The organism is Psychrobacter sp. ANT_H56B, from assembly GCF_008369245.1.
GTDB lineage: Bacteria > Pseudomonadota > Gammaproteobacteria > Pseudomonadales > Moraxellaceae > Psychrobacter > Psychrobacter cryohalolentis.
Window position 1 is genome coordinate 151,543 of record NZ_VOBF01000002.1, and the last position, 25,098, is coordinate 176,640.

Below are 25,098 nucleotides of genomic sequence, written 5' to 3' on the forward strand. Positions count from 1 at the left end.
CAATGCCTAGAGTGGCATGATACTCAGTCAAATATAAATCATTACAAAAACTGCATGAACTTAGCACATTAGAACAAGCTATCCCACGCATAATCATTTCTAGTCAGCGCTTCGATTACAATCGCGTTGAAATAGTCGTACTGGCAACTGCTTACTCTTAAGATTGATGCAGGTATTAGCCGTACGCTTTTAATAGCTATGCATTTAATAGTGCTGTAAACAAGCTAAGCACATCTATATTGAGGAATCATTATGCAAGAATTTCAACATAAAGCCTTTAATGAACTATTCGATTTGTCAGGTAAAGGTGCCATTGTGACGGGCGGCGCAAATGGTATTGGTAAAGCCACAGCGCTACGCTTAGCAGAAGCGGGTGCTAACATTGCTATTGCTGATTTAAAACTTGAAGATGCACAGGCAGCAGTAAAAGATATTGAGGTGCTTGGGGTAAAAGCACTTGCCATAGAATGTAATATTCTAAAAGATGATGATTTGGTCGCTATGGTTGATACAGTAGTCGCTGAGTTTGGGACTGTTAACATCTTAATCAACAATGCAGGCGGCGGTGGTGGCGGTCGTGAAAACCCAACCACAGCATCGGTCGATGACATTCGCCGTGATTTTGAGTTAAACGTTTTTAGTGGGTGGCGCTTAAGTCAACTGTGCGCGCCGCATATGAAAAAATCAGGGTATGGCTCGATTGTATTTACTACCTCGATGTCAAGTGTTAATAAAAGCCCGAATATGAGCGGCTATGCAGGCTCAAAAGCGGCTGTCAATCACATGGTGGCAAACTTGGCGCATGATTTTGGTCCTGAAGTGCGCGTCAATGCGGTCGGTCCAGGGGCGACGCGTACTGATGCTTTGAAAACGGTACTAACGCCAGAGATTGAGAAGAAAATGCTAGCAAATACGCCTATTAAACGTCTAGGTGAAGCGGATGATATCGCCGGTGCTATGTTGTATTTTGCTGCGCCAATATCGACTTGGGTTAGTGGTCAAACCATATTTGTGAATGGTGGTGGTGTACAGACTTTGGACTAATAGACAGTAGTTTTTATGATATAGGTGATCCACTTTTAAAAGAGTACAGAACTACTGGGTTTAATTATTCGCAGCCTCTGTCTGCATAGGCACAGCAAGCAAGAAAAATTAACCCCAGTAGTGCTTTATAAAATTTGTATTTCTTTTATTTAGGACTGACTATAGGAACGGCACTTAATAAGAGATTGGGTGCCGTTTCTTTATTGTATAGTCGTTTCCATTTAAAAATAATATCGACTCATTATCTGATTTAGCTATGATTCACTAGCTCGCTTACGTCCCATTAAGCTATTTGCGACCCATGCGGGACCAATCAACAAGAATTGTAAATCTTCAAAAAAAGAAGGTTTTTTACCTTCAAGCTTATGACCGATAAACTGCCCAATCCATGCCACCACAAAGACAGCCGCCCAAACTTTAAAACCACAAGGGAATAGAGTCATTACTGAAAGACAAATAAGAATAAAAATACCCATTGCCATAAATAGTGGCGTTGATAAGCGCATATAAAATAACAATACCAAGGCACTCATTATTAAGGTAAACCAAACGGATAGCGACATCCCCATCCCAAGTAGACTGACAAAAATAGCCGGAACACAGAGCCAATGGATTTTTTTATTGATAAGATTTTGATGACTGACTGAATACTCACTGAGCCATTGCTCAAGCGTACGCTTAGACATTCGTTTTTTCTGAGTGACAGACATACCAACCTCCTTGTTAGTAAATGAATGACTGATTAATAGATAAATAAATAAAGTTACTTACGACTACCAGTTGTAGCACTAATCTGAGTAATTCGCCATTTTATCTGTTAGACCGTAGAGTCAAATACTCTAATCTAAGACCCTTTCATCTACTCAAGCTGAAGTGCCACATTAATTTTCATATAGAATCGGCCTATTAGTCTTTATTTTCTGATGTGTGTCGGTGTCTCGACCGATTCTTGCTCGCTGCGATACCATTCATAGAGCCCGACAAACGAGTTTACTTGATAGACCATGGTCTGAATGGCAAAGATGTAATTGCCTGACATCAAGTTTACGGTCAACCAAACGAAGTTGGATAAAATCCATAACCACCAGTTAAACGAATAGCGCAGAATCATCGCTGCCTGAGCGGTGATAGACAGTATAAAAGCAATGACGTTAATCCAAAAGAAAGAGATAAGGCCTAAAAATTTACTATTATCATCTTCAACGACCGCATAACCATAGCTTGCTAGTAAATTATTTACCGTTGGAAATAAGGCAAGTCCAATCACTATAAAGCTAATGGTCAGTAGCCAAATCCATTTGCTCGCAGATTTGGGCACCATATCACCATCAGCATCAGTATGCTTTGACCAATAAAAAATACCATAGACGTGGGTAAAGAAGTTGAACAAAGGCGCAAGCATCAGACCAACAGCGCCAGAGGTCGCTTGTACGACCACTTCACCGGCTGTCGCGCCCATGCCAAAGCCATTACCTAAGATGTTTTTACGAAAGGATAATGAAACCACGCATACCAGTCCGATAAAAGACACGCCTAAGTAAAACCAATCGAGCGTGGTATGTTCGGTGGTCAGCCAAAACCCTGTAGATAAGGCAAGCACACCGCAAATGAACCAAATGACAATCCATTGTATGGCCCATTTCCCAGTGATATTGTCTAGTAGCTGAATACGCATGGCGTTATATTCCTAAAATAAATAATATTGTCAATGATGCTTTTTTAATTTGGGTTATCTTTTACGTTTTTTGACCATAAACATACTGGTCGATAAATAACAATGCCTGCTGATAGCGCGCCTCATAATCCGGTTGATCAATCATATGCGGTTCAATATCATGACGGGCGAAAATATCCAATAGACGCGCCTCAAAACGACCACGTGCCTCAGGCGTACCCAAAGAGCGCATACCATCATCAATCCAAGGCACATTGTTATCGAGCATAATTGTATGGTCTAAGCGAAACTCATCAATGCAAGCGGCCACAAAAGGATGGGTGCGACCCTCGTACTCTTCACAAAACGCTTGGGTCGTGACAAAATCGGTATCAATTATCGTCACTGGCGCCGTGGCTATGCTTGTTGCATCACGAATCGCTTGCGCATGGTGCAAGGCAATCGGTCCATAATCGCTATATTGTAATCCAATTTCGGTGCCGCCCAAATCTGTACCGACATAAACCCGTCCCATCTCAAGCGCAAAGCTAGCACCATAATAATTGGCCAGCTTATGCACCAATGTGGTCTTACCTGAGCTTTCGCCGCCGACAATAGCAACCGTCTTAGTATAGTTACTGCGTGCTTGCGGATGTAGCGCTGACCAATATGCGACCGGATTTCGTGCAATGGCATAAGAGTCAAAGTCAGGCTGTAACGGTGTTGTGACCACCTGCATGATTAGCTGCTTACAAATATCAGACTGTGCTAACGGGTGGTTCTCTGCGACAAATAATACAGTTTCAGTAGGCAAGTTTAACGCATCTATCAAATGTTGCAGCTTAGCGTTACTGGCAGTGATATCAATCGTCACATCTGCAAAGCTTTCATGTACTGGCAGCTCAATCTCATCAGTGGTATGAATATGGATAAAAGGTAAATCAGCACAAGCCATTTGTAACCAACGCGCTTTATCTTGCAACGTGATGTTAAAATCTGGATGCGGCGATGGATGCGTCATAATGACAAGATGTAAGTTTTTTGCTTGTCCTGCTGCATCTAATATACTGCGCATTTGCCCCAAATGTAGAGGCTCAAAATGTCCAATCATCAATCCTGACTCGTACATAGCTGTCCTTATTCACACTTACTGAGTGCAATTTATTTTTAGTTGTCTAAAGTTTTTAGTATTTATAAGCATGGTATAAAGGTTCGTGAAGACTTACCCGTAGATTATTGTAAATAGTCCCTATTTTATGATGTATTCATCAATAAAATAATGATTTATCTTCTTATTATGTTTTCGTTTTACTAGATTATGATTCTAATAAATAAGTGATTATTTTAAAGATAGAATAATAAGGTCTAAGCATTTGGTTTCATTAAAGAATATAGCACATGTAACAAAAGGTGTAATATGCGAGAAACAAAGCCGCCTTTGAAACAATTTGAAATAACTATTTAAAATCAGAGGTTTACGGGTGTTAATGAGAGGTTAGAGTAAGCTTAAGTAGCATAAATTCACAAAGCACGTCTACACAGCCAACAGATAAAAGAGAAATAATTGCTATACTTATTCATAAGTTTAAAGACAAACGTAAAACGTCTTTAAAATAAAATCATAAAGCAGTTTATAAGAGTAATATTAAAATAAATAATAAAAAGAGGTACTTGATTTGGCTAAGCTAGCAAAATTACATCGTTCACAGAATAATCGCATGATAGCGGGCGTGATGGGTGGCATTGCAGAATATGTCGGTTGGTCACCAACTTGGGTGAGATTACTGTTTTTTATTGTCTCAACTTTGAGTGCCGCAGTACCTGGTATTTTGATTTATATCATATTATGGATCATCATGCCGAAGGCAAATGGTCAGTCTTATCAGTAAAGTATTGATTTATAAGAGCAGTGATAAAGTAAAATAGTTCAATAAGAAATTGCAATACCCCAAAAAACAAAAAGCCTGAACAATCAGGATGCCCAAGACATACCTTTCCTCCTGCCCAAATGCTCACGCATTTGGGTATTTTTTTATCTATACCATTGATTGCTTTTAAGATTAGAATTCACTCATAAATCTACTTATTGATGATCCATACACTGAATATTTCGGCATAGGGTGTAAATTTAGTTCAGGTAAATATAGATAAAATAGTCAATTTTTAGTAAGGTGAGCAGTCAAATAGACTCGTTGCTATATAGGCGATACGAGCGCTATCAATATTTTATTTCATAATACTAATTCCACAGTGGCTTTATTACAATGCCCCAAACTATGACAATCCAAACTATGACATCACAAGCGACAACCTCGATGACACAAGAAAAAGACTCTCAACCGATGACATTTCAAGATTTAATCATGACCTTGCAGAATTATTGGGCGGATAAGGGCTGCGTGATCTTACAGCCTTATGATATGGAAGTCGGCGCAGGTACGTTTCATACCGCAACATTTTTGCGCTCATTAGGTCCTGAGCGCTGGAACGCGGCCTATGTGCAGCCATCACGTCGTCCAACTGATGGTCGCTACGGTGATAACCCAAATCGTTTACAACATTATTATCAGTTTCAAGTGGTGCTTAAGCCCAATCCGCCTAATATCCAAGAGCTGTATTTAGGCTCACTTGAGGCAATTGGTATTGATCCATTGGTGCATGATGTGCGTTTTGTGGAAGACAACTGGGAATCGCCAACGCTAGGTGCATGGGGACTTGGTTGGGAGATTTGGCTAAACGGTATGGAAGTCACACAGTTTACGTACTTCCAGCAAGTGGGCGGTATTGAATGCTTCCCTGTGACCGGCGAGATTACGTACGGTCTTGAGCGTCTAGCAATGTACGTACAAGGCGTCGATAGCGTATATGACTTGGTGTGGGCAGATGGTGAGTTTGGCCGTGTCACTTATGGTGATGTTTTCCATCAAAACGAAGTTGAGCAGTCTACCTACAACTTTGAACATGCCGATGTGCCAATGATGGGTCAGATGTTCGACTTTTATGAGCAGCAAGCAGATAAGCTTGTGGCTGAAGGCTTGCCACTACCAGCCTATGAGATGGTACTAAAAGCCTCACATGCTTTTAACTTGCTCGATGCTCGTGGGGCGATTTCAGTGACCGAACGTCAGCGTTTTATCCTACGTGTGCGTACGCTTGCTCGTAAGGTTGCTATTGGTTATGTCGAAGCACGCGCTAAGTTAGGCTTTCCATTAGCAGACGAGGCACATCGTCAAGCGGCGCTCGATAAGTATTTGCCAAAAGAAGATGTGGCAACTGAAAACACAGATAACAACCAATCAACTAACAATAATAAATAGGAGCATCCCATGAGTACTATTCTATTTGAACTGGGGTGTGAAGAGCTACCTCCAAAAAGCCTAAAACCTTTACGTGATGCGCTACAAGCCAGTGTCACTGAGCAGCTGACTGAAGCTGATATCAGCTTCGATAGTATCAAAGCCTTTGCGGCACCGCGTCGTTTAGCAATACAGATTGAAGGTATTAGCGAGAAGCAGCCGGATCGCACTGAAGAAAAACGTGGACCTGCGATTAAAGCAGCGTTTGATGCGGAAGGTAATCCTACCCGCGCTGCAATGGGCTTTGCAAAAGGCTTGGGTATTGAAGCCAGCGAGTTGACCACTATTAATACCGATAAAGGTGATTACGTCGGTTATGTGCAAACGATTCAGGGTCAAGCGACCACTGAGCTGCTACCTGCTATTTTTCAAACCGCACTTGATAATTTGCCGATTGCTAAACGTATGCGTTCAGGCGCGAGCCGTAATGAGTTCGTGCGTCCCGTACAGTGGGCAGTCTTGATGCAAGATGATGCTGTCATTGATGCCACTATCCAAGGTCATCAGACAGGGACGCAAACTCGTGGTCATCGCTTCCATAGCCCTGATTACCATAACATTGCGCACGCCAATGATTATGAGCAATTGCTTGATGGTTTAAAAGTCGTGGCTGATTTTGATAAGCGTCAAATGCTGATTAAAAACCAAGTCAAGGCATTGGCAGATGAGGTTGGTTCTGACGCTATCGTACCGCAGAGTTTGTTAGATGAAGTCACCGCATTGGTTGATTTCCCCATTGCGCTACGAGCAAGCTTTGAGGCGCGCTTTTTACAAGTACCGCAAGAAGCGCTTATCTCAACCATGCAAGCGGATCAAAAGTATTTTTGCTTAACTGATAAAGCAGGCAAGTTGCAGCCTTACTTTATTTTTATTACCAATATTGAGTCAAAAGACCCCAATCAAATTATCGAAGGTAATGAGAAAGTCGTACGTCCGCGTTTAGCCGATGCCGAGTTTTTCTTCTTACAAGACCAGAAGCAGCCATTATTCGCGCTGACAGAAAGCCTAAAAACTCGCGTCTTCCAAGACAAGCTGGGTACGATTTGGGAAAAATCTGAGCGCATTGCTAAGCTTGCCGCCTTTATTGCCGCCTTAATGCAACAGCAAGGTCAGCAGATTGATATCGATCAAACAGTGCGTGCGGGTATTTTGTCCAAAGCAGATTTAGCAAGCTCATTGGTTGGCGAGTATCCTGAATTACAAGGTATCGCTGGTACTTATTATGCACGTTTGAATGATGAGCCAGAAGCCGTAGCAGCCAGTTTAGAAGAGCAGTATTTGCCCAAGTTCAGTGGTGATGTATTACCACAGACGCCAGTTGGTATTTGCTTAGCATTAGCAGATCGTTTGGACACGCTCGTCGGTATTTTTGCCATTGACCAAGCACCGACAGGTTCAAAAGATCCGTTCAGCTTACGTCGTTCAGCGATTGGTATCCTGCGTATTCTCATTGAAAAGCAGCTGCCAATTAATCTAGTGGCTCTCGTTGAGCAAGCCATTAAGGGCTATAGTACCGCGGAAGGTAGCAAGATTGACAAGATGGGCGATACATTTACCCAAGTGATGGCATTTTTGAACTCGCGCTATCGGGCAATGTATACCGAGCAAGGCGTTAGCGTCGATACCATTCAAGCCGTGCAAGCAATCAATCCGCATATGCCGCTTGATTTTGATCAACGTATCCGTGCCGTTCAAACGTTTAGCGACTTACCTCAAGCGTCGATGCTTGCTGATTCAAACAAGCGCGTTGCCAATATATTAGCTAAGTCAGAAGTGAGCGTTGCTGACACTGTTGATGAAGCTCTACTATCTGAACCTGCTGAGCAAAATTTATATGCGAGTGTGAAGCAAGCACAGACAGTGGTACAACCATTACTTGAGCAAGCTGACTATACGCAAGTATTGCAAACGCTTGCTAGCTTAGATGAGCCATTGACGCAATTCTTCGATAATGTGATGGTCAACAGTGAAGATACGGCACTTAAAGCCAACCGCTTAGCATTGCTTAAGCAAGTACGCGCATTGTTTTTAACTGTGGCTGATATCAGTGAGCTACAGTTATAGTTTGGTCCCTGATAGCTTAGTCACTATAACGGCTAAATAATGTATTCTATAAAATAAAAACTGGCTCACTGTAGCCAGTTTTTTATATGATTATTCTGAAGCGTTGCGTTTATAATGTATTCAGCCATATTTGAAGGAGCGCTGCCGTGTTAGCTGTTATTATTATCATCATCATTATCTGGGTTTCGATGTGGGGATTTTATAAGTTCATGTACCCGCGTGCGCCCAAAAGCATGATGCCCAAAAAAGGCGATGTTATTACACCGCGTCAGTGTGACTTTTGTGGCAATAGCTTGGCTGAATATCGTGGCGTGCTTGAAAGCAATATTAACGCTAAAACGATTGATATCAGCGCTGATGCTGATGCCAACATGGGATCAGAGATTATGGATAAATCAGCATCTGGTGAGCTGTTCTTTTGCAATTATGAGCACCAAGCAGATTTTCATGCAGGTAAGGTTTACCAGCCATAAGTCTAAAAACAGCATTATCTATTGATTATAAAAAACGCTTAGTTTATGAAACTAAGCGTTTGATAGATTTATAAGTATCAAGCACTGCATTGGCTTATAAAATAGAATGAGCATCTTGAATAACTTTGTTTAGCAAAGCCATAGACTGCTTATCCTGTTGCCCGCGATCTTCTTCACCTCTTTCATGAGTTTGGATTTTTTCATATAAATTTAGGCAGCATAATACCAGTAAGCTTTCTTGGCTAAGACTTGGTGCGTCTCTTTTTAAATTTAAAGCAAAGTCGTTGATATAAGATACCGCTGAACGCAATTCTTCTTGTTCATGTACTGGGCAGTAGATAGGATAAGTAATGCCAGCAATCGCAATATCGACTTTCTTGATTTGCGGCTCAGGTGCGCTATTCACTTTAGCAGTGGGGCTGCTTTGCGTATTTGCATTAGTTGATACAGTTTTCTGTGCCTGATTATTTTTTACTTGGTTGGTTTCTACTTGAGCATTCTTTACTGAGCTGTTTTTCTGTTTTTCAATGATTTTGTTATGGTTGTCGGTCATGATAAATCCTACAATGTCTGGTCAATAAAGTGGAAGAGGGATGCTGTCATCGTGAGCGTTTGTGAGCTTCATTAACGAAAATAGTGCTAACTTTTGACTATAAGACACTACTGGCTTTCTGTTTGATCAATACGGGTTAAGCGTTGTAATACTACTTGTGTACGCTCCGCTGCCAATTCATTCTTCTTTTTTAAGTCACTGTTTTGCTGCTTGATATCGCTATACTGCTGCTTTAATTCATTATTATGCTGTTTTAGGTCATGGTTTTGTTGTGCTAGCAGCTCAATCTGTTTATGAAGTTTATCTTGCTCTTCACCGATCATATGGTGCGCTTCAGCCAAGCTTTGGTAGCGTTTATCAAGATCATTAAATTGTTTTTTGGCAGTATCGCGTTCTGTATAGCTGCTATCTAACTTAGTTTTTAGGGCGCTAAGCTCTTTCGGGTCGGTTAATGGTTGTTGCTTGAGACTGCTAAGTTCAGCACTGACAAGCTGATACTGTTTTTTGATGTCGAGTATCATTTTTTCTAATATTCTAAGTTGGTCATACATAGTCAGTTTTTATCCTTAACAAATAAGCGTAAATGAATGTTGTTGTCTGCGTTTAATAATGCCATAGGTGACCGCATAATATCTATACCAACAAAGTAATTACCAGCATTGGGCTTGATCTCTTTATTTTTTATGAATCACTGCCTCATCGATAACATTGTACTGATTTTATTTTATAAGCAATCATTAACCATCAATTATTAGGACATCTATTATGAATGACAATATCTCTGGCTGGAATACGTGGCTAAAGGCTTTTGACGACTGGACTGATGTGTCTATCAGTGAGGTACATGGTCTAATGACGGGGCTGATGACTGCTTGCGACGCGCCTGATGAACAGGTATGGGCCAAGGTATTTGAAGAATTGAGTTTTGCGCCATTACCTGACGAAGCGTTGACCTTGCTGACTGAAGAAGCCGAAGACACCGTATTTCAGCTAAAAGACAAGGATGATGCTTATTCCTATACGCCGCTTGTACCAGATGATGAACATGACCTATACGAGCGCGTAATGGCATTGAAACAGTGGGCAAATGGTTTTATGACCGGCTTTGGTATCACTGATTGTCGTCTGAGCAGTGAAGAAAATGAGATGCTTACTGATTTGGCAAAAATTGGTGGCATTCGTTTAGAAGACGATGAAGATTTCGAAGGCGGCGAAGAGTCTTATTTGTACATTTATGAATTTGCCCGTATGGTACCAGTGAGCTTTGCCACTCGTCAGCGTAAGCCTGTGAAAGACATTGCGTTGATTGCTGGTCTTGCTATCGATGCCAAAACCACTAAAGAGTTACAATCAGAAGGTAAGGTGTCAAAACCGATGCCACCTGTCATTGATGTGATGAATCAGAATCATCCATCGTAAGTCAGATCCGTCATAAAGGGTTTGGTAAGATATGGGGTACTATAAAACCTAATAAAGGACTGTAATTTGCTATAAGGTAATAAAAGGGAGATTGAGATGATAACTGACAATGATGATAAAGCCGATGATATGATTCATTTGCGACGCTCTATTGAGCTTGCTACCGAAGCCTTAGAGGCAGGTGATGAGCCATTTGGGAGTGTGTTGGTCGCTGGTGATGGTCAAGTGTTGCACGAAGACCGTAATCGCGCCAATAGCGTCGATGCTACTTATCACCCTGAGATTGCTGTTGCCCAATGGGCAGCAAAGCATATGACGGCTGAAGCGCGTGCGCAAGCAGTGGTTTATACTTCCGGTGAGCATTGTGCTATGTGCTCCGCCGCTCATGCGTGGTCAGGGCTTGGTCGCATTGTTTATGTTAGCTCCTCAAAACAGTTGGATGAATGGATGCAGGAGATGGGTGTAAAATCTTCATCACCAATCAATTCATTAAGTATTCAAGAAGTTGCCCCTCATGTGCCAGTTGAAGGTCCGATTGCTGGATTAGATGCAGAAGTAAAAATGCTGCAACAACGTGCATTTCAAAGACGCTAAGCTCTTTTTATCTTTATCGTATTAAGGATTTTTTATGACTGTATCAACTCGTACTGATGGCTTATCTCACGCTGTAATGGAGACTGACTATCCATTTAATAGCATTGACTGGCTTACAAGGCTGATTGCTTTTGATACGGTCAGTCGCCATTCAAATTTGGCATTGATTGAATACGTACAAAGCTATTGTGAGCAGTTAGGCTTAAGCGTAGATTTGACCTTTAATGATGCCAAAAATAAAGCCAATTTATTTGTCACCGTAGCAGCAGGTGGCAATGCTAATAACAGTGCTGATATCATCAATCATGGTTTGGTGCTATCAGGGCATACTGATGTGGTACCAGTTGATGGTCAAGCATGGACGTCAGAGCCGTTTGTTGCGACGATTCGTGGTGACAAGCTATATGGACGCGGTGCTTGCGATATGAAAGGCTTTATTGCGTGTGCGCTAACTTTATTACCAAAAGCGGTGGAGTTGTCGAATAGTGGTCAGCTGAGTCGTCCTCTTCATTTGGCATTGTCATTTGATGAAGAGGTTGGCTGTCTAGGTGCGCCATTAATTTTGGCAGACTTAAAAGCTCGCGGTATCACTCCTGATTATTGTATCGTCGGTGAGCCCACAAATATGGCGATGGTCGTGGCGCATAAAGGTATTGCTGTTTATCGCTGCCGCGTCCACGGCAAATCTGCGCACTCATCATTGACAGCAACAGGTGTAAACGCCATCAGTTATGCCAGCCGCTTAATTGGCTATGTTGATACCTTGGCAGAAGAAATAAGCCATCGCGATGATAATGATGCACTGTTCGATGTCCCTTATTCGACATTGTCTGTGGGCACCATACAAGGTGGTACAGCGACCAATATTGTGCCCAATTTGTGTGAGTTCACCTTTGATTATCGCAACCTGCCACATATGACACAGGACGACATTTTGCTACCGATTCAAGCAAAAGTTGCAGAATTAAGCGCACAAATGCAAGCGCGCGCTGCCGATACCGGTATTGAGCTGATGCAAGAAGAAAGCGTACCGGCAATGACAGATAATGATAGTGCCGAGCTACAAGCATTGATAGCGGCACTGACAGGTGACACTCAACGCCATAAAGTTGCTTACGCTACTGAAGGCGGACAGTTTACTAATAGCGGTATCCCAACGATTATCTGTGGTCCCGGCAGTATTGAACAGGCGCATAAAGCCGATGAATATGTTAAGTTAAATGAGATTGAGCGCTGTGATAGTTTCTTACAGCGCCTATTAGAAAGTTGTACTATGGATAAATAAACCGCAAGGTTTAGGTCGTGGTTGGTATAATAAACACCGTCTTTATGGCGGTGTTTATTTTTTCGTTTAGTCAGTTTAAAATAAAAAAGTAGGGGTTGGTTGATGTCTTGGCATCTGTTTGCGGTATTTTTTGCAAGTACGTTTTTTATCTCAGCGACACCGGGTCCGAATATGCTACTGGCATTTCAATATGGGATTAATTACGGGGTCAAGCGGACATTATGGACGCTAGCAGGTCTCAGTCTTGGGCTCTTTATCCTGTTACTCTCGACGCTACTAGGCTTGGATGTCATTAGCCGTCAGTCACCATGGTTATTGACGGTCATTAAGACAGTCGGTGCCATTTACCTTATTTATTTGGGTGTTGCATCGTGGCGTGATAGTGGCAGCAATAGTAGCTTACTGAACGACGCCAATGCTATGAGCGAAGAAATTAGCGCAGAGTTAGCAACAAGCTCAAATCGCCCTGATAGCATTCATAAATCTGAGACACTCAAGCCGCGCTCGCTCTCTAGTGCTGCGGTCAAGATGGCACCTAGTAATGCTATGCTATTTCGCACAGGGATGTGGGTATCACTTTCTAACCCAAAAGCAATTTTATTTTTTGCAGCTTTCTTTCCTAAATTCATTAATTTTGGTGCGCCACTATGGCCGCAATATATTGTGCTTACCTTAGGACTGTTTCTCAGTGAGACGATTTGGCAGATAATATATACATTAGGCGGTAAAAAACTGGCAGGGTGGTTAGATGTTGGTAAGCGTTTAGCTTGGCTCAATCGTGGTTGCGGCATTATATTTATATTAATTGCAGCCGCTTTATTGGCTGATGTGTTCAATAGTTTTATGGTTTAAAAGTCGCGATTAATCATATTCAGTCCTAAATAAAATAAGTACAAATATTATAACGCGCTACTGGTATAAGTTTTTCTTGCTTGCTGTGCCTGCGCAGACAGAGGCGGCGCAAAACTTATCCCAGTGGCACTGTGTTTGATTTATAGTGGTTTGATTATATTCATATCAAGGCTGATATTTAGTCATAAAAAAGCCGTTCACTATTGAATAGTAAACGGCTTTTTTGGCTGTTTTATTTGAAACAATGATTAAGCTAAAACTGCTTCAATCTCGCCTTTTACCATGTGTGGACTCACAAAATCAGTAATGCGTACGGTCACAATTTTACCCAACATCTCATCCATTTTATCTATCGCATAAGGGAACATTACGGTACGGGTATTGTCTGCTGTACCAATTAAACAATCAGGATGACGATTGGCGACTTGCTCAACTAATACGCGAGTCGTGGTGCCGACCATCTCATGGGTTTTAGCAAGCGTTGAGTCGATAATAACTTTTTGGAATTCTGCCAAGCGCTCTTTCTTAGTTTTGAAGCTCACATCGTCCGGTAGTTCTGCTGCTGGCGTACCTGGACGCTTAGAATAGATAAAGCTATAAGAGTGATCAAAGTTTAACTCTTTTGCCAAGTTCAGCGTATCTTGGAAATCTTGATCTGTCTCACCTGGAAAGCCAATAATAAAGTCGCTTGATAAGTGAATATCAGGGCGTATGGCTTTGAGCTTATTAATTTGATTAATATAAACATCAATCGTATGATTGCGCTTCATTGCTGCCAATATCGCATTTGAGCCGCTTTGTACAGGCAGATGCAAGTGTGATACCAGCTCTGGCAGTTGCGCATAGGCGTCAATGATATCATCAGTAAACTCTAGCGGATGGCTGGTTGTATAGCGAATACGCTCAACACCATCGATGTGTGACACATAGTGTAAGAGCTCTGCAAAACGGCAAATACTGCCATCGTCTTTTTCACCGCGATAGCCGTTGACGTTTTGACCAAGTAGGTTGATTTCACGGACACCTTGTGCCGCTAAGCTGTCAATTTCAGCCAATACATCATCCAGTGGACGTGACAATTCTTCACCACGCGTATAAGGCACCACGCAGAATGAGCAATACTTTGAGCAGCCTTCCATGATTGATACAAAGGCTTTAAATCCTTCTACTCTTGGTTCTGGTAAAAAATCAAACTTTTCGATACTTGGAAAAGATACATCCACCGTACCAATACGGTTCTTAGGCGCAATCTCACGCTGTTGATGCGATTGGTCATACAGCTCTGGCAAACGGTGCAACGTTTGCGGACCGAATACCATATCGACATAAGGCGCGCGCTTTTGAATGTTATCGCCTTCTTGCGAAGCCACACAACCACCAACACCAATAACAAGATCAGGGCGTTTTTCTTTCAATTTGCGCCAGCGACCCAATTCTGAAAAGACTTTTTCTTGGGCTTTTTCGCGAATGGAGCAAGTATTCATCAGCAGTACATCGGCTTCGTCGATATTATGCGTCACTTCCATACCATGTGAGTCACCAAGCACATCAAGCATTTTGCCCGAGTCATAGACATTCATCTGACAGCCTTGGGTGGTGACAAATACCTTTTTGGTAGCTGATTTTACAGGAGCTTGTGCTGAACTTAGTTCATTGAGTGCGGTGATCACAGGCGTGACAGCGGTAATGTCAGAGGCAGCAGCGTCATCGATGCGGGGATTGAATACAGTAACACTCATAAGGATAAGTCCATGATTGACCAAAAATATAGCGGGCTAGCCGATTAACAGGTGACGTATTTTATCACAACCCCGCGCTAATGTGAAAAGTTAGCGTCTGCTCATTATTATAAGTAGATTGGATTATTTATAATAGTATCAATTGCTTATCGATGATTATTTGGTTATAACTAAGATGCATAATGATTGATGCCGATTTGTACGCAATAACACCTTCGTGTTACGCGGTGCTATCCAATTTATTAATGAAAAGTAAAGCTTATGGTTGAAAGTGCAACGAGTATAGTATGATGAATGTCATCCTATTAGCGTCATTGAATAAATCCTGATTTCTATCTGTCTAAAATATCGATTTAGGAATGTATTTTTTAAACCTATATTTTAGAATCATTTGATTAGAGTCACTTTTTTAAAATATTATTTAAGACCCATTATATAAGACCCACTATAAAAGAGAGTCAGTATGAAAAAGCCGCAGGTTGCTCCTGATATGATTGATAAAAATATATATCAAAATGATACGCATAAGAGTTCTAAAAAAATGACGCTTAAAAAAAGTGCGCTGAGCTTGGCAGCGGCTATCGGTGCTTTGGGCTTTTCGCAAGTAGCCTGTGCAGAATTGACATGGGGTGAGAGCGGCAGTTCTGAGCAACAAGGCAAATATCAAGTAGAGCGCTATCAGCCTGATGGTTACCAGCCAAATAGTCAGCAAAGCACTTCTCAGCAAAGTACTTTTCAACAAAACAATGCTTATCAACCAGATAATGGCGTGGGTTCATTCACTGCAGCAGCCATTGCGGCAGAGCGCGGCGATGTCAATGCGCTTTATAATTATGAGCAAGCTATGAGCGGTGGCTTATTTGCCATGTATCCTACTTACTGGCGGATGAATGTAGATTTGAATTCGCAAAGCCCTGCGGCAGTGTCGCAGTTTGTGCGCCAATATCCAGATACGGTCATGGCAGAAAAACTGGCCGCTGATTTTGCTGAAACCAAAGCGGGTTCAAATGATTATGCTGCCGTGCGCCAAGTGGCAAATCTGATCACCAATGCCGATGACAGTGAGAAGTGCGCGGTTGCGCTTGGGTTTAATAATGGCGGCGATACCATGCGTGCTATGGCAGCGAAGTCTGATGTCTGGTTGACCACTAAAAAACAGCCAGCTTTATGTGATCAACTAGCGCTTGAGATGAATAATAACGCCTTAATTAGCAATCCAGAGAGAGTTTCTCGCCTCAAACGTATGCTGCGTAAAGGCAAAACCGGCGATATCATGGCGTTATCTTCGCGCTTAGGTATGCCCATTCCTTATGCATCACTGAGTGACATCCAGCTTAATCCATCATCGTTCTTTAGCCGTTTCGCCCGCGAACCTGCCAGCCAAACCAATCAATATTTGTATCTTTATGCGATGGGACGTGTCGCCGAAAAGTCTTATCGTGAGGCGGCGTTGCAGTTAGAGTTTGATATCAAGCAAGACAATCAGCGTTCAGCCAAATTGTTAACCGATGATACTCGCCGCGCAGCTTATCGTACTCTTGGTGTGCAACGCATGAATCACAATACTGATGATGGCTTTAACGTTGAAGCCGTCGACTGGTTCCGTAACAGCTTAGACAATGATTTTAGTTTTGAAGAAGCAGAATATTATGCCATGGCAGCGATTCGTTTTAGTCGCTGGGATGATGTGGTCGAAGCCATCTCAAGAATGGATGCCGAAACCCAAAAAGCCAATCAATGGCAGTATTGGTTGGCACGCGCTTATGAGCAGTCAAATGATGGCAGCAAGCGCAATACTGCTAAGAAAATGTATCAAAATCTCGCTAAGAGTAACGAATATTATGGTTTGATGGCAAAGGAAAAAGTTGGTCAACGTTTTGATGCCAGCCGTTTGGGGGGTAGTAATTTACCTAATGTCAGTAGCGTGGATCGTGCGCGCGTCATGCAAAATCCACATTTTGCCCGTGCATTTGCGTTATATAACGCTGATGCCAGCCGAGCTTATGCCAATCGTGAGTGGAACTGGGCGGTCAAAAAAGCACGTGATAACCGTGATGAAAAATTAATCATTGCAGCAGCGCGTCAAGCCTATGATATGGGTTGGCTAGACCGTGCGATATATGCCATTGACAATACTGACAACGTCAATAGCCTTGCAATATCGCATCCGATGCCGCACCAAGATGCTGTAGTACGCTATAGTCAGTCGGCTGGTATCGATCCCGCTTGGGCATATGGCATCATGCGTCAAGAGAGCCGATTTGTAGCCTCTGCGCGCTCAAATGTCGGGGCAAGTGGACTGATGCAAGTCATGCCGGATACTGCAAAATATATTGCTCGTAATTTGGGCGAGACATATAGCGCAAGTCGTGCCAATAGCGGTGATACCAATATCCGTTATGGTACATGGTATATGGGTGATATCTTTGGGAAGCTAAACAGTCAGCCTGTATTGGCGACGGCGGGCTACAATGCTGGTCCAAACAATGCCAAGCGTTGGCAGCCAACCTATGGCTCACTGGCAGCGGATCAGTACGTTGAGTCTATTGCGTTTCCTGAAACACGGAATTATGTCAAACACGTGATGGAAAATGCCACCATCTATAGCAGCTTATTGGGTAATGGTCAGCCAATCACTCAGCGTATGGGTACCGTACCTGCCGCATTTTAATTTGAGTAATAGCAAAAAACCATTAACGATAAAAGGTTAATGGTTTTTTTACAGCTGCAATTTGTTAGCTTAGCAATCGTATTTTGACGACCAAATTTTTTCAATAATGACAATGGTCAACATAGATGATTCATCTATCATGCATGTTTACGTTTTTGCTATAGATTAACAGAGTTTTTTTGCTACCATTGCTGTCATTATGAGTGATTTTTTCACAAGGTGTTTTTGAGGTACTCAATCGATGCTTTGAGCTTGATTAGCCAATTTGAGTAATACTACCCGAATCTAGAAGCTATTTTGCAAAAGCTGGTCTTTATCATTACTCAATACTTTACCTTCACATAATAAAAAACACCTCAATCTGTCTATATCGTTGCACATTAGGCATCGGTGAACTCTTTAAACCAAACTGGGCTTGATGCCAAAAAACAGTGATATCAGAGTACGTAAGTGACAATATGACAAGTAAACAGTATAACTATAGCGGTTGGACAGCTTTTAGTATCGCCACTTTGCTACTGTTGCAAGGGACAATGGCTATGTCTGCTCAAGCGGCTAACGCGAGTAAAAGTGGTCATCGCGTGCTGATGATTGAGATGACACCAGCATTATGTAACTTGCAACCAACGCGTTCGCGTATGCGTCAGTGCCTAGAAGGCTATTCTTTGACTGTGTCAGGTTTAGACATGGGTTATGGAGAACGCTGCGGACGTGGTAGTGAACCGCGTATCACACCGCTACAGCTAAAAGTCGTCAACCGTATTATGCCCGATACCACAGTGCGTACCCAAGCGTGGCAACGTTATGGCGCTTGTAGTCCATTAAGCTCCAGTAATTACTTCCGCCAAATCACTAACTATGCGGGCGCTCTAAAGCTGCCAAATGAGCTAAACACGGGCAATAGTTATACGGTATTAAAATCTCGTTTTATCGGTCAAATGACCAGCTTAAATAGTGGTATGACTCCTGCTAGTGTCGATCTGATTTGTCAGTCAGGTACGCAACGTCAAATGATATTAACGGATGTACATGTCTGTTATGAAGGCAGTGAATTTGGCAACTGTCATAATGTCGTGGACAATTGTGGCAGTAAATTCGTTATTTCAGGCGGTAAATAATCCGTCTTTATCTGGTTTGATTATCTCTCCTTTTACATCGTACACCCTACGTTTAACCTATTTATATCCTACTATATAAATTGCCAATATATCATCGTATAAAATGTAACAATATAGTTAGGGATAGGTTTCTTGCTTTATCTAGACGCTTAATAGACTGAAGTGCTACACTAGCTCTCGGTTTATGACTACTATATTAATCGAGTAAGCATTCAGCGAGTAAGTCGCTATCTAAATCGATAATCACCAATTAGAATCGTGAATATCTAATCAATAATTAGGGAGTATTCAATGTCAATGAAACAGCCTGTACGCGTTGCCGTGACTGGTGCCGCTGGTAATATCAGCTATGCTATGTTATTTCGTATTGCTTCTGGCGAGATGCTAGGTAAAGATCAGCCAGTGATTCTGCAATTACTTGAAATCGCTCCAGCACTCGACGCCCTAAAGGGTGTGGTCATGGAATTAGAAGACTGTGCATTCCCATTATTGGCTGGTGTCGTCCAAACTGATGATGCGACCGTGGCTTTTAAAGATGTCGATTATGCGTTACTCGTAGGCTCACGCCCTCGTGGTCCTGGTATGGAACGTAAGGATTTGCTAGAAGCCAATGCTGCGATTTTCTCAGCGCAAGGTAAAGCATTGAATGATGTTGCAAGCCGTGATGTTAAAGTATTAGTAGTAGGTAATCCTGCTAACACCAACGCTGTCATCGCTCAGCGTAACGCACCAGATTTAGATCCACGTAACTTTACTGCCATGACTCGCCTAGATCATAACCGTGCAATGGCACAGTTAGCTGGCAAGACTGACAGCACGGTTAATGACGTGAAGAAAATGATCATCTGGGGCAACCATTCATCAACTCAGTATCCTGATTTGACGGCGAGCACTGTAAATGGCAAACCAGCGTTAGACTTGGTTGATCGCGCATGGTATGAAGGTACTTATATCCCAGAAGTACAACAACGTGGCGCTGCAATCATCAAAGCACGCGGTGCATCATCTGCTGCTTCTGCTGCCAACGCAGCTATCGCACACGTACGCACGTGGGTAATGGGTACTGATGAGAATGATTGGGTATCTATGGGTGTCTATTCAAACGGTGAGTACGGTATTGCTAAAGGTTTGATTTACTCATTCCCAGTGACTTGTGCTAACGGCGATTGGTCTATCGTTGATGGCGTTGATGTGTCATCAGATTTCTCAAAAGAGAAAATGGCAGCCACTGAGCAAGAGCTGAGCGAAGAGCGTGATGCAGTAGCACACTTATTACCGTAAGCTTTTAGGCTATTGTCATATTAGGGCTGTTTATATTTAGCACTAAGTAAAAAGCCCTCATTTATCATGAGGGCTTTTTTTGTTTGAATTTTAGCGTGCTGTCAGCATTATTTATGTTTTATCGATAAATAGCCTACTTGTGATGCCTATTTCCGCATAATGCTTAAAGGCTAATACAATTGATAACGTTAGATAAACGTTGATTAACAGCTATTACTATAAAGCTTGCTACAATAATCAGGTTCATTTAAATAATAAGCATAAGTAAATTTTGCCATTTAAGGAGAAAATGTATGTTAGGCGAACCGGAATATAGTATGAATGAGCTGTTTGCTCAGTTGGGTCTTGAGAGCTCAGACGAAGCGATTGATCATTTTATTGAAAACAATCAATTAGCAAAAGAAGAAAAATTGACAGAAGCCAGTATCTGGAATGACAACCAACGTATGTTCCTACAAGAAGAGTGGGAAAAAGATGCAGCGTGGGTAGAAGTGATTGATGAATTGAATGTACGTTTGCACCCACAGGCGTAAGTTATCAGCTAGGCAATAAAAAATAACCTGATAATAAACTAGCCATTAAAAAACCCACAACTTTAAAAGTTGTGGGTTTTTATTTATCAATGATTTGCTTAAAAGGGTCACTACTTAACCGTCCGTTTGCTTGTCTCGCCATTCAATCAATTCTTGTACATCATGATGAATACCTTCTTTTAGCGCATCCAAACTTTCGTAATGACGTTCTCCATGCAAATAATGCAAAAAACGCACCTGCAAGGTTAAACTATATAAGTCGGCTTGTAGTTGTGGAAAGTGTACTTCCAAACGCCAATCATGGGTTTTGTCGACGGAAGGTCTAGTGCCGATATTAGCAGTACCAAACAAACTGTGTGCCTGCAAACCTGCTATGCCTTTATGACCATCATCTGCACGTTTGACTAAATCGCTTGGTATAACATTGCCATCACTATCTAGGCTAACCACATCGACCGCAAAAATACCATGTAAGGTAGGCTTAATACGTTTTAGGTCAATATTAGCGGTCGGGAAGTCCATGGTGCGACCAATTTTATCACCGCCAACGACCGTGCCAGTAATAGCGTAATCTCGACCAAGTAATGCATTAGCCGCATTGATATCACCTGCCAATAAGAGATCCCGAATACGAGTGGAGCTGATGCGTGCTGCTTTATGATTATCGTCAGTAATCGTATCTAGATTGGTCACATGCAAACCATAATCGCGTAAAAACTGACTGTCACCAGTACGATCATGCCCAAATTTAAAATCATCACCCAATACCAAGGCTTGTACATTTAAACGCTGTGCTAAAATATCTGCAAATGCCTGCGCTGATAATGAGCGAAATTCGTTGTCGAAGCCTGCCACAATCAAGGTTTCAACGCCATATTCTGCTAGCAACGCTTGCTTTTCGGCAAGATTGGTTAAACGGGCTGGGGCAGCAGCAGGAGCAAAGAACTCTCTTGGCTGTGGCTCAAATATCATCACGGCAGAGCCAAGATTACGCGCCTTTGCAAGTTCGCGCACTTGAGTAAGCATCGCTTGATGTCCCAAATGCACGCCATCAAAATTGCCAATAGTGAGCACACAGGGCGCTAAAGCTACTGGGTTGGTATTGGTAGGCGAAGCGTCTGAAGACGCCAGCAGTTGCTCAAGAAAATAGGTATTCATAAATGTTCAGCTATGATAGATGAAACCAGATAAAAAATGAAAAACACATTTGGATATAAAATCGATGTGTTTAAAATCAGCCATTATAAAGTAAAATAGCCAGACTAACATCCTATAGTCTGCTGATAATGGCAGAACGGTATTGTCCGTTTTATATCACAGTTATTTTACTGACTGAAGCTTGTTTGACTACCTAGAGATCGCTTTATAGGGTGATCAAACTATTAACGATGAATAACCCATTACGGAGGTGCTATGTCTGCAACAACAGCTAACCCACATTCTAAACCTATTTTTGATCGGACTAATTTGCCTATATTGACGAATAAGTTTGGCGATACATTTATGGTGCAGTATGCGACTGCAAATGATTTATCTGAAGTTTTAGCCATTTATAATCAAAGTATTGCTGGTAAGCAGGCAACAGCCAATCTAGAACCAGTGACTTATGAAGAGCGGGCAGCTTGGTTTGTAGAACATATCGAGAGTGCAACACGACCTATCTATGTCGTTAGAATGATAGATATAGCTGTGGAAGACGATATGCATAAAAAACGCCCGTCAATTGTCGCATGGGGCAGCTTTAGTGATTTGTATGCGCGTCCGGCTTATCATATTAGTAGCGAGATCAGCATTTATATTCACAACAACTATCATAGTCGAGGTCTAGGCAGTTTATTGCTTCGCTGGATGTTGCAGCAAGCGCCAAGCCTCGGTATTCGTAATGTTGCAGCGCTTATTTTTGCCCATAACCAGCCAAGCTTGGGGTTATTTCGTAAGCTTGGCTTTGAGCAATGGGGGTTGATGCCACAAGTCTGTGATATGGATGGATTTATCGCTGATGTGGTGATGCTGGGTAAACGGGTGATAGATAATGACAATAATATCTAAGATAACTATGGTGACATTCCTGCTTTAAACAAGCATTTTTTACCCCAATATTTTCCATTCACCATTGATTTTTTGCAGCTCATAAGCCAAAGGCGCAGGCTCACTTTGACCTTTTAATTTTAGCTCACCTGTGACCGTGGCTTTTGTTTTATCGCTATTGTACTTGGTATCAATAATAGTGACCGCTTCAACCGTCTGCTTAAAGGCAAACTGGGTGTTTTTTAACTCTTCAGCGAAATTCTCCATATCGACTTTATAGTATGACGCCGCTTTTTTAACGTCGCCATAATATAAGGTATCAAGCGCTAGTTTCACCGTATTTTCTGGTGTACCTACTTCGGTTCGATTGGTTAGTATACTTGGCTCTTTTACAGCTGCTGCGATAGGGCTGATATCTTGACTGACGATGTCGTTATCTGTCTGAGCCGTATCACTGTTAGCTGTGCTATCAGTCTTATTAACATCAGGAGTGGTATCAGTATCGGCATCTTTTGTATTTTTGAGCGTATCTACAGTAGCTGAGCCGTCTGTTGTCTCGTCTGCTGGCTGGTTCTCTACCTTGTTATTGTCGCTACAACCGCTTATTAATAGTCCAGCACTGAGTAGACCAGTCGCAAAAATCATAGGTAAGCGTTGAGCTGCAAGCTGCTGAGTAGTCATATAAAACCTTAATATTGAGTAATTTAACAATAAGCCATTATGGCAACTATCAGCAGTATGCACTGTCAATTCTCATATTGAGCTTGTTTTGGTTTGGTAAACCAATAATTTATCTAGCACTTTTAACCATGTTTGAGCTGGCGAGGACGGAAGCCTGTTGCCAATAATACTCCGCCGTAAACCAGCGCACCGACCACACACATAATCAGCAGCGCAACCAAACGTTGCCACTGTGCCTTATCAGTTGGAAAATACGGTAGCATGACATAAAGCACAGCGATCATAGCACTGGTAGAGATTGCAAACTGCGCAAACAGTTTTTTCCAGTGACTACCAAAACGGAAAATATCACGCTTATGCAAGAAGTAATACAGTAAGCCTGCATTCACAAATGAGGCGCCAGTCGTTGCAAGTGCCAGGCCGCCATGCAATGGAATCTCAAGGAAGTAAAATATCCCAATGAAGATAACACTAAAAATCATATTAGCAAAAACGGAAATAATACCGATTCTGACGGGCGTGCGGATATCTTGACGAGCGAAGAAAGCAGGGGCAAAGACTTTAATCAACATAAAGCCTAAGATGCCACCCGCCATGCTTTTTAGCGCAAGCGAACTCATTTGCGCATCACGTAAAGTAAATTCGCCACGTAAAAATAGCGCTTGCATGAGCACGTCAGACAGAATAAACAGTGCTGCCGATGCAGGTACACCGACTAAGATAATTAAGCGAGCTGCCCAATCGATGGTCTTTTTAAAACTGACATCGTCTTTTTGGGCTTCACTTTTTGATAGGCTTGGCAAAATGACTGTACCAATTGCCACACCAATTAAACCAAGGGGTAACTCGCTCATACGCTCAGCGGCATATAGCCACGAGACTGAGCCGCCAATCATCAAAGAGGCAAAGATAGTATTTAATAGCAGATTAATTTGAGTAACCGACACCCCAAAGATAGCAGGTAGCATCAGCTTTAATATGCGTCTGACGCCTTCATGCTGGAAGTCGATTTTGGGCATCACCAGTAGTTTTTGCTGGGATAACTGTGGCAATTGCAGTAGGAGCTGTAATAAACCAGCGATAGCGACCGCATAACCGAGCGCCATAATGGGCGTCTCAAACATAGGTGCAAAAACCAGCGCGCCACCAATCATACACAGATTGAGTAATACGGGTGCAAAGGCTGGTGCCGCAAAACGTCCGTAACTTTGTAAAATGCCACTGGCAAAAGCGGTCATTGAGATAAATAATAAGTAAGGGAAGGTGAGGCGCAACAGCTCAGCGGTAATCGCAAACTTATCAGGTTGATCAGCAAAACCGGGCGCAAATAAAGTCACGACCCACGGTGCCATTAAAATAACCACTACGGTAAGCATCGATAAAATTAACATCAGTGCGCCTGACGTGCGACTGACTAATATCTGTACTTCTCGTAGACTATATTTTTCTTTATATTCAGATAAAACAGGTACAAAGGCCTGACTAAATGCGCCTTCAGCAAACAGGCGTCGCAGAAAGTTCGGTATCTTAAAGGCGACCAAGAAAGCGTCCATCAGACCGCCAGCGCCAAAGACGCCTAATAACACAATATCGCGTACCAGACCTAAAATACGCGAAAGCATGGTCATGCTACTGACCACCATGGTTGAACGAAATAACCGACTTTTTGCCATGAGAACCTATTATGCCAATTTGTTTAGTGATGGTTGCTTGCTGATTTACGAGAGTCAAAAAAACTGTCAGATTATAGCAC

23 protein-coding genes are annotated in these 25,098 nt (G+C 42.2%); 14 read left to right on the forward strand and 9 right to left on the reverse strand.

Translation table 11 applies throughout. From position 1 onward, the window contains the following. The first annotated feature begins 252 nt into the window (after positions 1–252). The gene (locus tag FQ082_RS03340) at positions 253–1,044 is read left to right on the forward strand and encodes an SDR family oxidoreductase (protein ID WP_149492035.1); all 792 of its coding nucleotides are present in this window, start codon (positions 253–255) and stop codon (positions 1,042–1,044) included. Between the two features lie 254 nt (positions 1,045–1,298). Here FQ082_RS03340 and FQ082_RS03345 read toward each other — a convergent pair whose 3' ends face one another. The 3 genes from FQ082_RS03345 to nadR all read right to left on the reverse strand — a co-directional run bounded on the left by FQ082_RS03345 (position 1,299) and on the right by nadR (position 3,827). After that, the gene (locus tag FQ082_RS03345; RefSeq protein ID WP_020444220.1) at positions 1,299–1,754 is read right to left on the reverse strand and encodes a DUF962 domain-containing protein; all 456 of its coding nucleotides are present in this window, start codon (positions 1,752–1,754) and stop codon (positions 1,299–1,301) included. Positions 1,755–1,957: 203 nt separating this feature from the next. Then, complete coding sequence (pnuC, locus tag FQ082_RS03350; protein WP_149492036.1) at positions 1,958–2,719, reverse strand: nicotinamide riboside transporter PnuC; 762 nt, start codon at positions 2,717–2,719, stop codon at positions 1,958–1,960. A 61-nt stretch (positions 2,720–2,780) separates the two neighbouring features. Continuing rightward, entirely contained in the window at positions 2,781–3,827 is a 1,047-nt protein-coding gene (nadR, locus tag FQ082_RS03355; protein ID WP_149492037.1) for a multifunctional transcriptional regulator/nicotinamide-nucleotide adenylyltransferase/ribosylnicotinamide kinase NadR, read from the reverse strand. A gap of 547 nt (positions 3,828–4,374) precedes the next feature. On the opposite strand from nadR, the gene FQ082_RS03360 reads away from it, so the two are divergent. From FQ082_RS03360 to FQ082_RS03375, 4 genes are all read left to right on the forward strand, one after another. After that, complete coding sequence (locus FQ082_RS03360) at positions 4,375–4,587, forward strand: PspC domain-containing protein (protein WP_133104735.1); 213 nt, start codon at positions 4,375–4,377, stop codon at positions 4,585–4,587. Positions 4,588–5,040: 453 nt separating this feature from the next. Then, positions 5,041–6,015, forward strand: coding sequence for a glycine--tRNA ligase subunit alpha (gene glyQ / locus FQ082_RS03365; RefSeq protein WP_188018905.1), 975 nt, complete (start codon positions 5,041–5,043; stop codon positions 6,013–6,015). Between the two features lie 9 nt (positions 6,016–6,024). Beyond that, complete coding sequence (gene glyS, locus FQ082_RS03370) at positions 6,025–8,118, forward strand: glycine--tRNA ligase subunit beta (RefSeq protein ID WP_149492038.1); 2,094 nt, start codon at positions 6,025–6,027, stop codon at positions 8,116–8,118. A gap of 146 nt (positions 8,119–8,264) precedes the next feature. Further along, positions 8,265–8,591 (forward strand): hypothetical protein, encoded by a 327-nt coding sequence (locus FQ082_RS03375; protein ID WP_410477375.1) that lies wholly within the window; start codon positions 8,265–8,267, stop codon positions 8,589–8,591. A gap of 94 nt (positions 8,592–8,685) precedes the next feature. Here FQ082_RS03375 and FQ082_RS03380 read toward each other — a convergent pair whose 3' ends face one another. Both FQ082_RS03380 and FQ082_RS03385 read right to left on the reverse strand, forming a co-directional pair. After that, entirely contained in the window at positions 8,686–9,144 is a 459-nt protein-coding gene (locus FQ082_RS03380; protein WP_149492039.1) for a cell division protein ZapA, read from the reverse strand. A 107-nt stretch (positions 9,145–9,251) separates the two neighbouring features. Next, complete coding sequence (locus FQ082_RS03385; protein ID WP_149492040.1) at positions 9,252–9,695, reverse strand: hypothetical protein; 444 nt, start codon at positions 9,693–9,695, stop codon at positions 9,252–9,254. A gap of 214 nt (positions 9,696–9,909) precedes the next feature. On the opposite strand from FQ082_RS03385, the gene FQ082_RS03390 reads away from it, so the two are divergent. From FQ082_RS03390 to FQ082_RS03405, 4 genes are all read left to right on the forward strand, one after another. Beyond that, positions 9,910–10,563: a UPF0149 family protein gene (locus FQ082_RS03390; RefSeq protein ID WP_011514368.1), complete on the forward strand. Its 654-nt coding sequence runs from the start codon at positions 9,910–9,912 to the stop codon at positions 10,561–10,563. A gap of 96 nt (positions 10,564–10,659) precedes the next feature. Further along, positions 10,660–11,157: a nucleoside deaminase gene (locus FQ082_RS03395; RefSeq protein ID WP_149492041.1), complete on the forward strand. Its 498-nt coding sequence runs from the start codon at positions 10,660–10,662 to the stop codon at positions 11,155–11,157. A 34-nt stretch (positions 11,158–11,191) separates the two neighbouring features. Further along, the gene (argE, locus tag FQ082_RS03400; protein ID WP_149492042.1) at positions 11,192–12,442 is read left to right on the forward strand and encodes an acetylornithine deacetylase; all 1,251 of its coding nucleotides are present in this window, start codon (positions 11,192–11,194) and stop codon (positions 12,440–12,442) included. 102 nt (positions 12,443–12,544) lie between these two features. Then, the gene (locus FQ082_RS03405; protein ID WP_149492043.1) at positions 12,545–13,294 is read left to right on the forward strand and encodes a LysE family translocator; all 750 of its coding nucleotides are present in this window, start codon (positions 12,545–12,547) and stop codon (positions 13,292–13,294) included. A gap of 248 nt (positions 13,295–13,542) precedes the next feature. Here the strand turns inward: FQ082_RS03405 and miaB are convergent, their stop codons facing one another. Further along, complete coding sequence (gene miaB / locus FQ082_RS03410) at positions 13,543–15,033, reverse strand: tRNA (N6-isopentenyl adenosine(37)-C2)-methylthiotransferase MiaB (protein WP_149492044.1); 1,491 nt, start codon at positions 15,031–15,033, stop codon at positions 13,543–13,545. Positions 15,034–15,496: 463 nt separating this feature from the next. Here miaB and FQ082_RS03415 point away from each other — a divergent pair, with 463 nt between their 5' ends. The 4 genes from FQ082_RS03415 (at position 15,497) to FQ082_RS03430 (ending at position 20,636) form a co-directional block, all read left to right on the forward strand. Further along, positions 15,497–17,704 (forward strand): lytic transglycosylase domain-containing protein, encoded by a 2,208-nt coding sequence (locus FQ082_RS03415; RefSeq protein WP_149492045.1) that lies wholly within the window; start codon positions 15,497–15,499, stop codon positions 17,702–17,704. A 458-nt stretch (positions 17,705–18,162) separates the two neighbouring features. Next, positions 18,163–18,822 (forward strand): ribonuclease T2, encoded by a 660-nt coding sequence (locus FQ082_RS03420; RefSeq protein WP_133104726.1) that lies wholly within the window; start codon positions 18,163–18,165, stop codon positions 18,820–18,822. A gap of 297 nt (positions 18,823–19,119) precedes the next feature. Continuing rightward, positions 19,120–20,103, forward strand: coding sequence for a malate dehydrogenase (locus FQ082_RS03425; RefSeq protein ID WP_041753599.1), 984 nt, complete (start codon positions 19,120–19,122; stop codon positions 20,101–20,103). A 293-nt stretch (positions 20,104–20,396) separates the two neighbouring features. Continuing rightward, on the forward strand, positions 20,397–20,636 hold the full coding sequence (locus FQ082_RS03430; protein WP_149492046.1) for a DUF2789 domain-containing protein: 240 nt from the start codon (positions 20,397–20,399) through the stop codon (positions 20,634–20,636). Between the two features lie 114 nt (positions 20,637–20,750). Here FQ082_RS03430 and ribF read toward each other — a convergent pair whose 3' ends face one another. Beyond that, positions 20,751–21,794, reverse strand: a complete 1,044-nt coding sequence (gene ribF, locus FQ082_RS03435) for a bifunctional riboflavin kinase/FAD synthetase (RefSeq protein ID WP_149492047.1) — start codon at positions 21,792–21,794, stop codon at positions 20,751–20,753. A 255-nt stretch (positions 21,795–22,049) separates the two neighbouring features. Between ribF and FQ082_RS03440 the strand changes: the two genes are divergently transcribed. Then, positions 22,050–22,685, forward strand: a complete 636-nt coding sequence (locus FQ082_RS03440) for a GNAT family N-acetyltransferase (RefSeq protein ID WP_149492048.1) — start codon at positions 22,050–22,052, stop codon at positions 22,683–22,685. Between the two features lie 39 nt (positions 22,686–22,724). Here the strand turns inward: FQ082_RS03440 and FQ082_RS03445 are convergent, their stop codons facing one another. Together FQ082_RS03445 and murJ are read right to left on the reverse strand one after the other, a co-directional pair. Beyond that, a complete protein-coding gene (locus tag FQ082_RS03445) occupies positions 22,725–23,345 on the reverse strand; it encodes a hypothetical protein (protein ID WP_149492049.1) in 621 nt (206 codons plus the stop codon). Between the two features lie 122 nt (positions 23,346–23,467). Further along, positions 23,468–25,018, reverse strand: coding sequence for a murein biosynthesis integral membrane protein MurJ (murJ, locus tag FQ082_RS03450; protein WP_011514356.1), 1,551 nt, complete (start codon positions 25,016–25,018; stop codon positions 23,468–23,470). Positions 25,019–25,098 lie beyond the last annotated feature (80 nt).

What these genes read in the sequence shown, in the direction of transcription:
- FQ082_RS03340 (WP_149492035.1), top strand. Translation starts at nt 253, where the DNA reads ATGCAAGAATTTCAACATAAAGCCTTTAATGAACTATTCGATTTGTCA.
- FQ082_RS03345 (WP_020444220.1), bottom strand. Translation starts at nt 1,754, where the DNA reads ATGTCTGTCACTCAGAAAAAACGAATGTCTAAGCGTACGCTTGAGCAA.
- pnuC (WP_149492036.1), bottom strand. Translation starts at nt 2,719, where the DNA reads ATGCGTATTCAGCTACTAGACAATATCACTGGGAAATGGGCCATACAA.
- nadR (WP_149492037.1), bottom strand. Translation starts at nt 3,827, where the DNA reads ATGTACGAGTCAGGATTGATGATTGGACATTTTGAGCCTCTACATTTG.
- glyQ (WP_188018905.1), top strand. Translation starts at nt 5,041, where the DNA reads ATGACATTTCAAGATTTAATCATGACCTTGCAGAATTATTGGGCGGAT.
- glyS (WP_149492038.1), top strand. Translation starts at nt 6,025, where the DNA reads ATGAGTACTATTCTATTTGAACTGGGGTGTGAAGAGCTACCTCCAAAA.
- FQ082_RS03380 (WP_149492039.1), bottom strand. Translation starts at nt 9,144, where the DNA reads ATGACCGACAACCATAACAAAATCATTGAAAAACAGAAAAACAGCTCA.
- FQ082_RS03385 (WP_149492040.1), bottom strand. Translation starts at nt 9,695, where the DNA reads ATGTATGACCAACTTAGAATATTAGAAAAAATGATACTCGACATCAAA.
- FQ082_RS03390 (WP_011514368.1), top strand. Translation starts at nt 9,910, where the DNA reads ATGAATGACAATATCTCTGGCTGGAATACGTGGCTAAAGGCTTTTGAC.
- FQ082_RS03395 (WP_149492041.1), top strand. Translation starts at nt 10,660, where the DNA reads ATGATAACTGACAATGATGATAAAGCCGATGATATGATTCATTTGCGA.
- argE (WP_149492042.1), top strand. Translation starts at nt 11,192, where the DNA reads ATGACTGTATCAACTCGTACTGATGGCTTATCTCACGCTGTAATGGAG.
- FQ082_RS03405 (WP_149492043.1), top strand. Translation starts at nt 12,545, where the DNA reads ATGTCTTGGCATCTGTTTGCGGTATTTTTTGCAAGTACGTTTTTTATC.
- miaB (WP_149492044.1), bottom strand. Translation starts at nt 15,033, where the DNA reads ATGAGTGTTACTGTATTCAATCCCCGCATCGATGACGCTGCTGCCTCT.
- FQ082_RS03415 (WP_149492045.1), top strand. Translation starts at nt 15,497, where the DNA reads ATGAAAAAGCCGCAGGTTGCTCCTGATATGATTGATAAAAATATATAT.
- FQ082_RS03420 (WP_133104726.1), top strand. Translation starts at nt 18,163, where the DNA reads ATGACAAGTAAACAGTATAACTATAGCGGTTGGACAGCTTTTAGTATC.
- FQ082_RS03425 (WP_041753599.1), top strand. Translation starts at nt 19,120, where the DNA reads ATGAAACAGCCTGTACGCGTTGCCGTGACTGGTGCCGCTGGTAATATC.
- FQ082_RS03430 (WP_149492046.1), top strand. Translation starts at nt 20,397, where the DNA reads ATGTTAGGCGAACCGGAATATAGTATGAATGAGCTGTTTGCTCAGTTG.
- ribF (WP_149492047.1), bottom strand. Translation starts at nt 21,794, where the DNA reads ATGAATACCTATTTTCTTGAGCAACTGCTGGCGTCTTCAGACGCTTCG.
- FQ082_RS03440 (WP_149492048.1), top strand. Translation starts at nt 22,050, where the DNA reads ATGTCTGCAACAACAGCTAACCCACATTCTAAACCTATTTTTGATCGG.
- FQ082_RS03445 (WP_149492049.1), bottom strand. Translation starts at nt 23,345, where the DNA reads ATGACTACTCAGCAGCTTGCAGCTCAACGCTTACCTATGATTTTTGCG.
- murJ (WP_011514356.1), bottom strand. Translation starts at nt 25,018, where the DNA reads ATGGCAAAAAGTCGGTTATTTCGTTCAACCATGGTGGTCAGTAGCATG.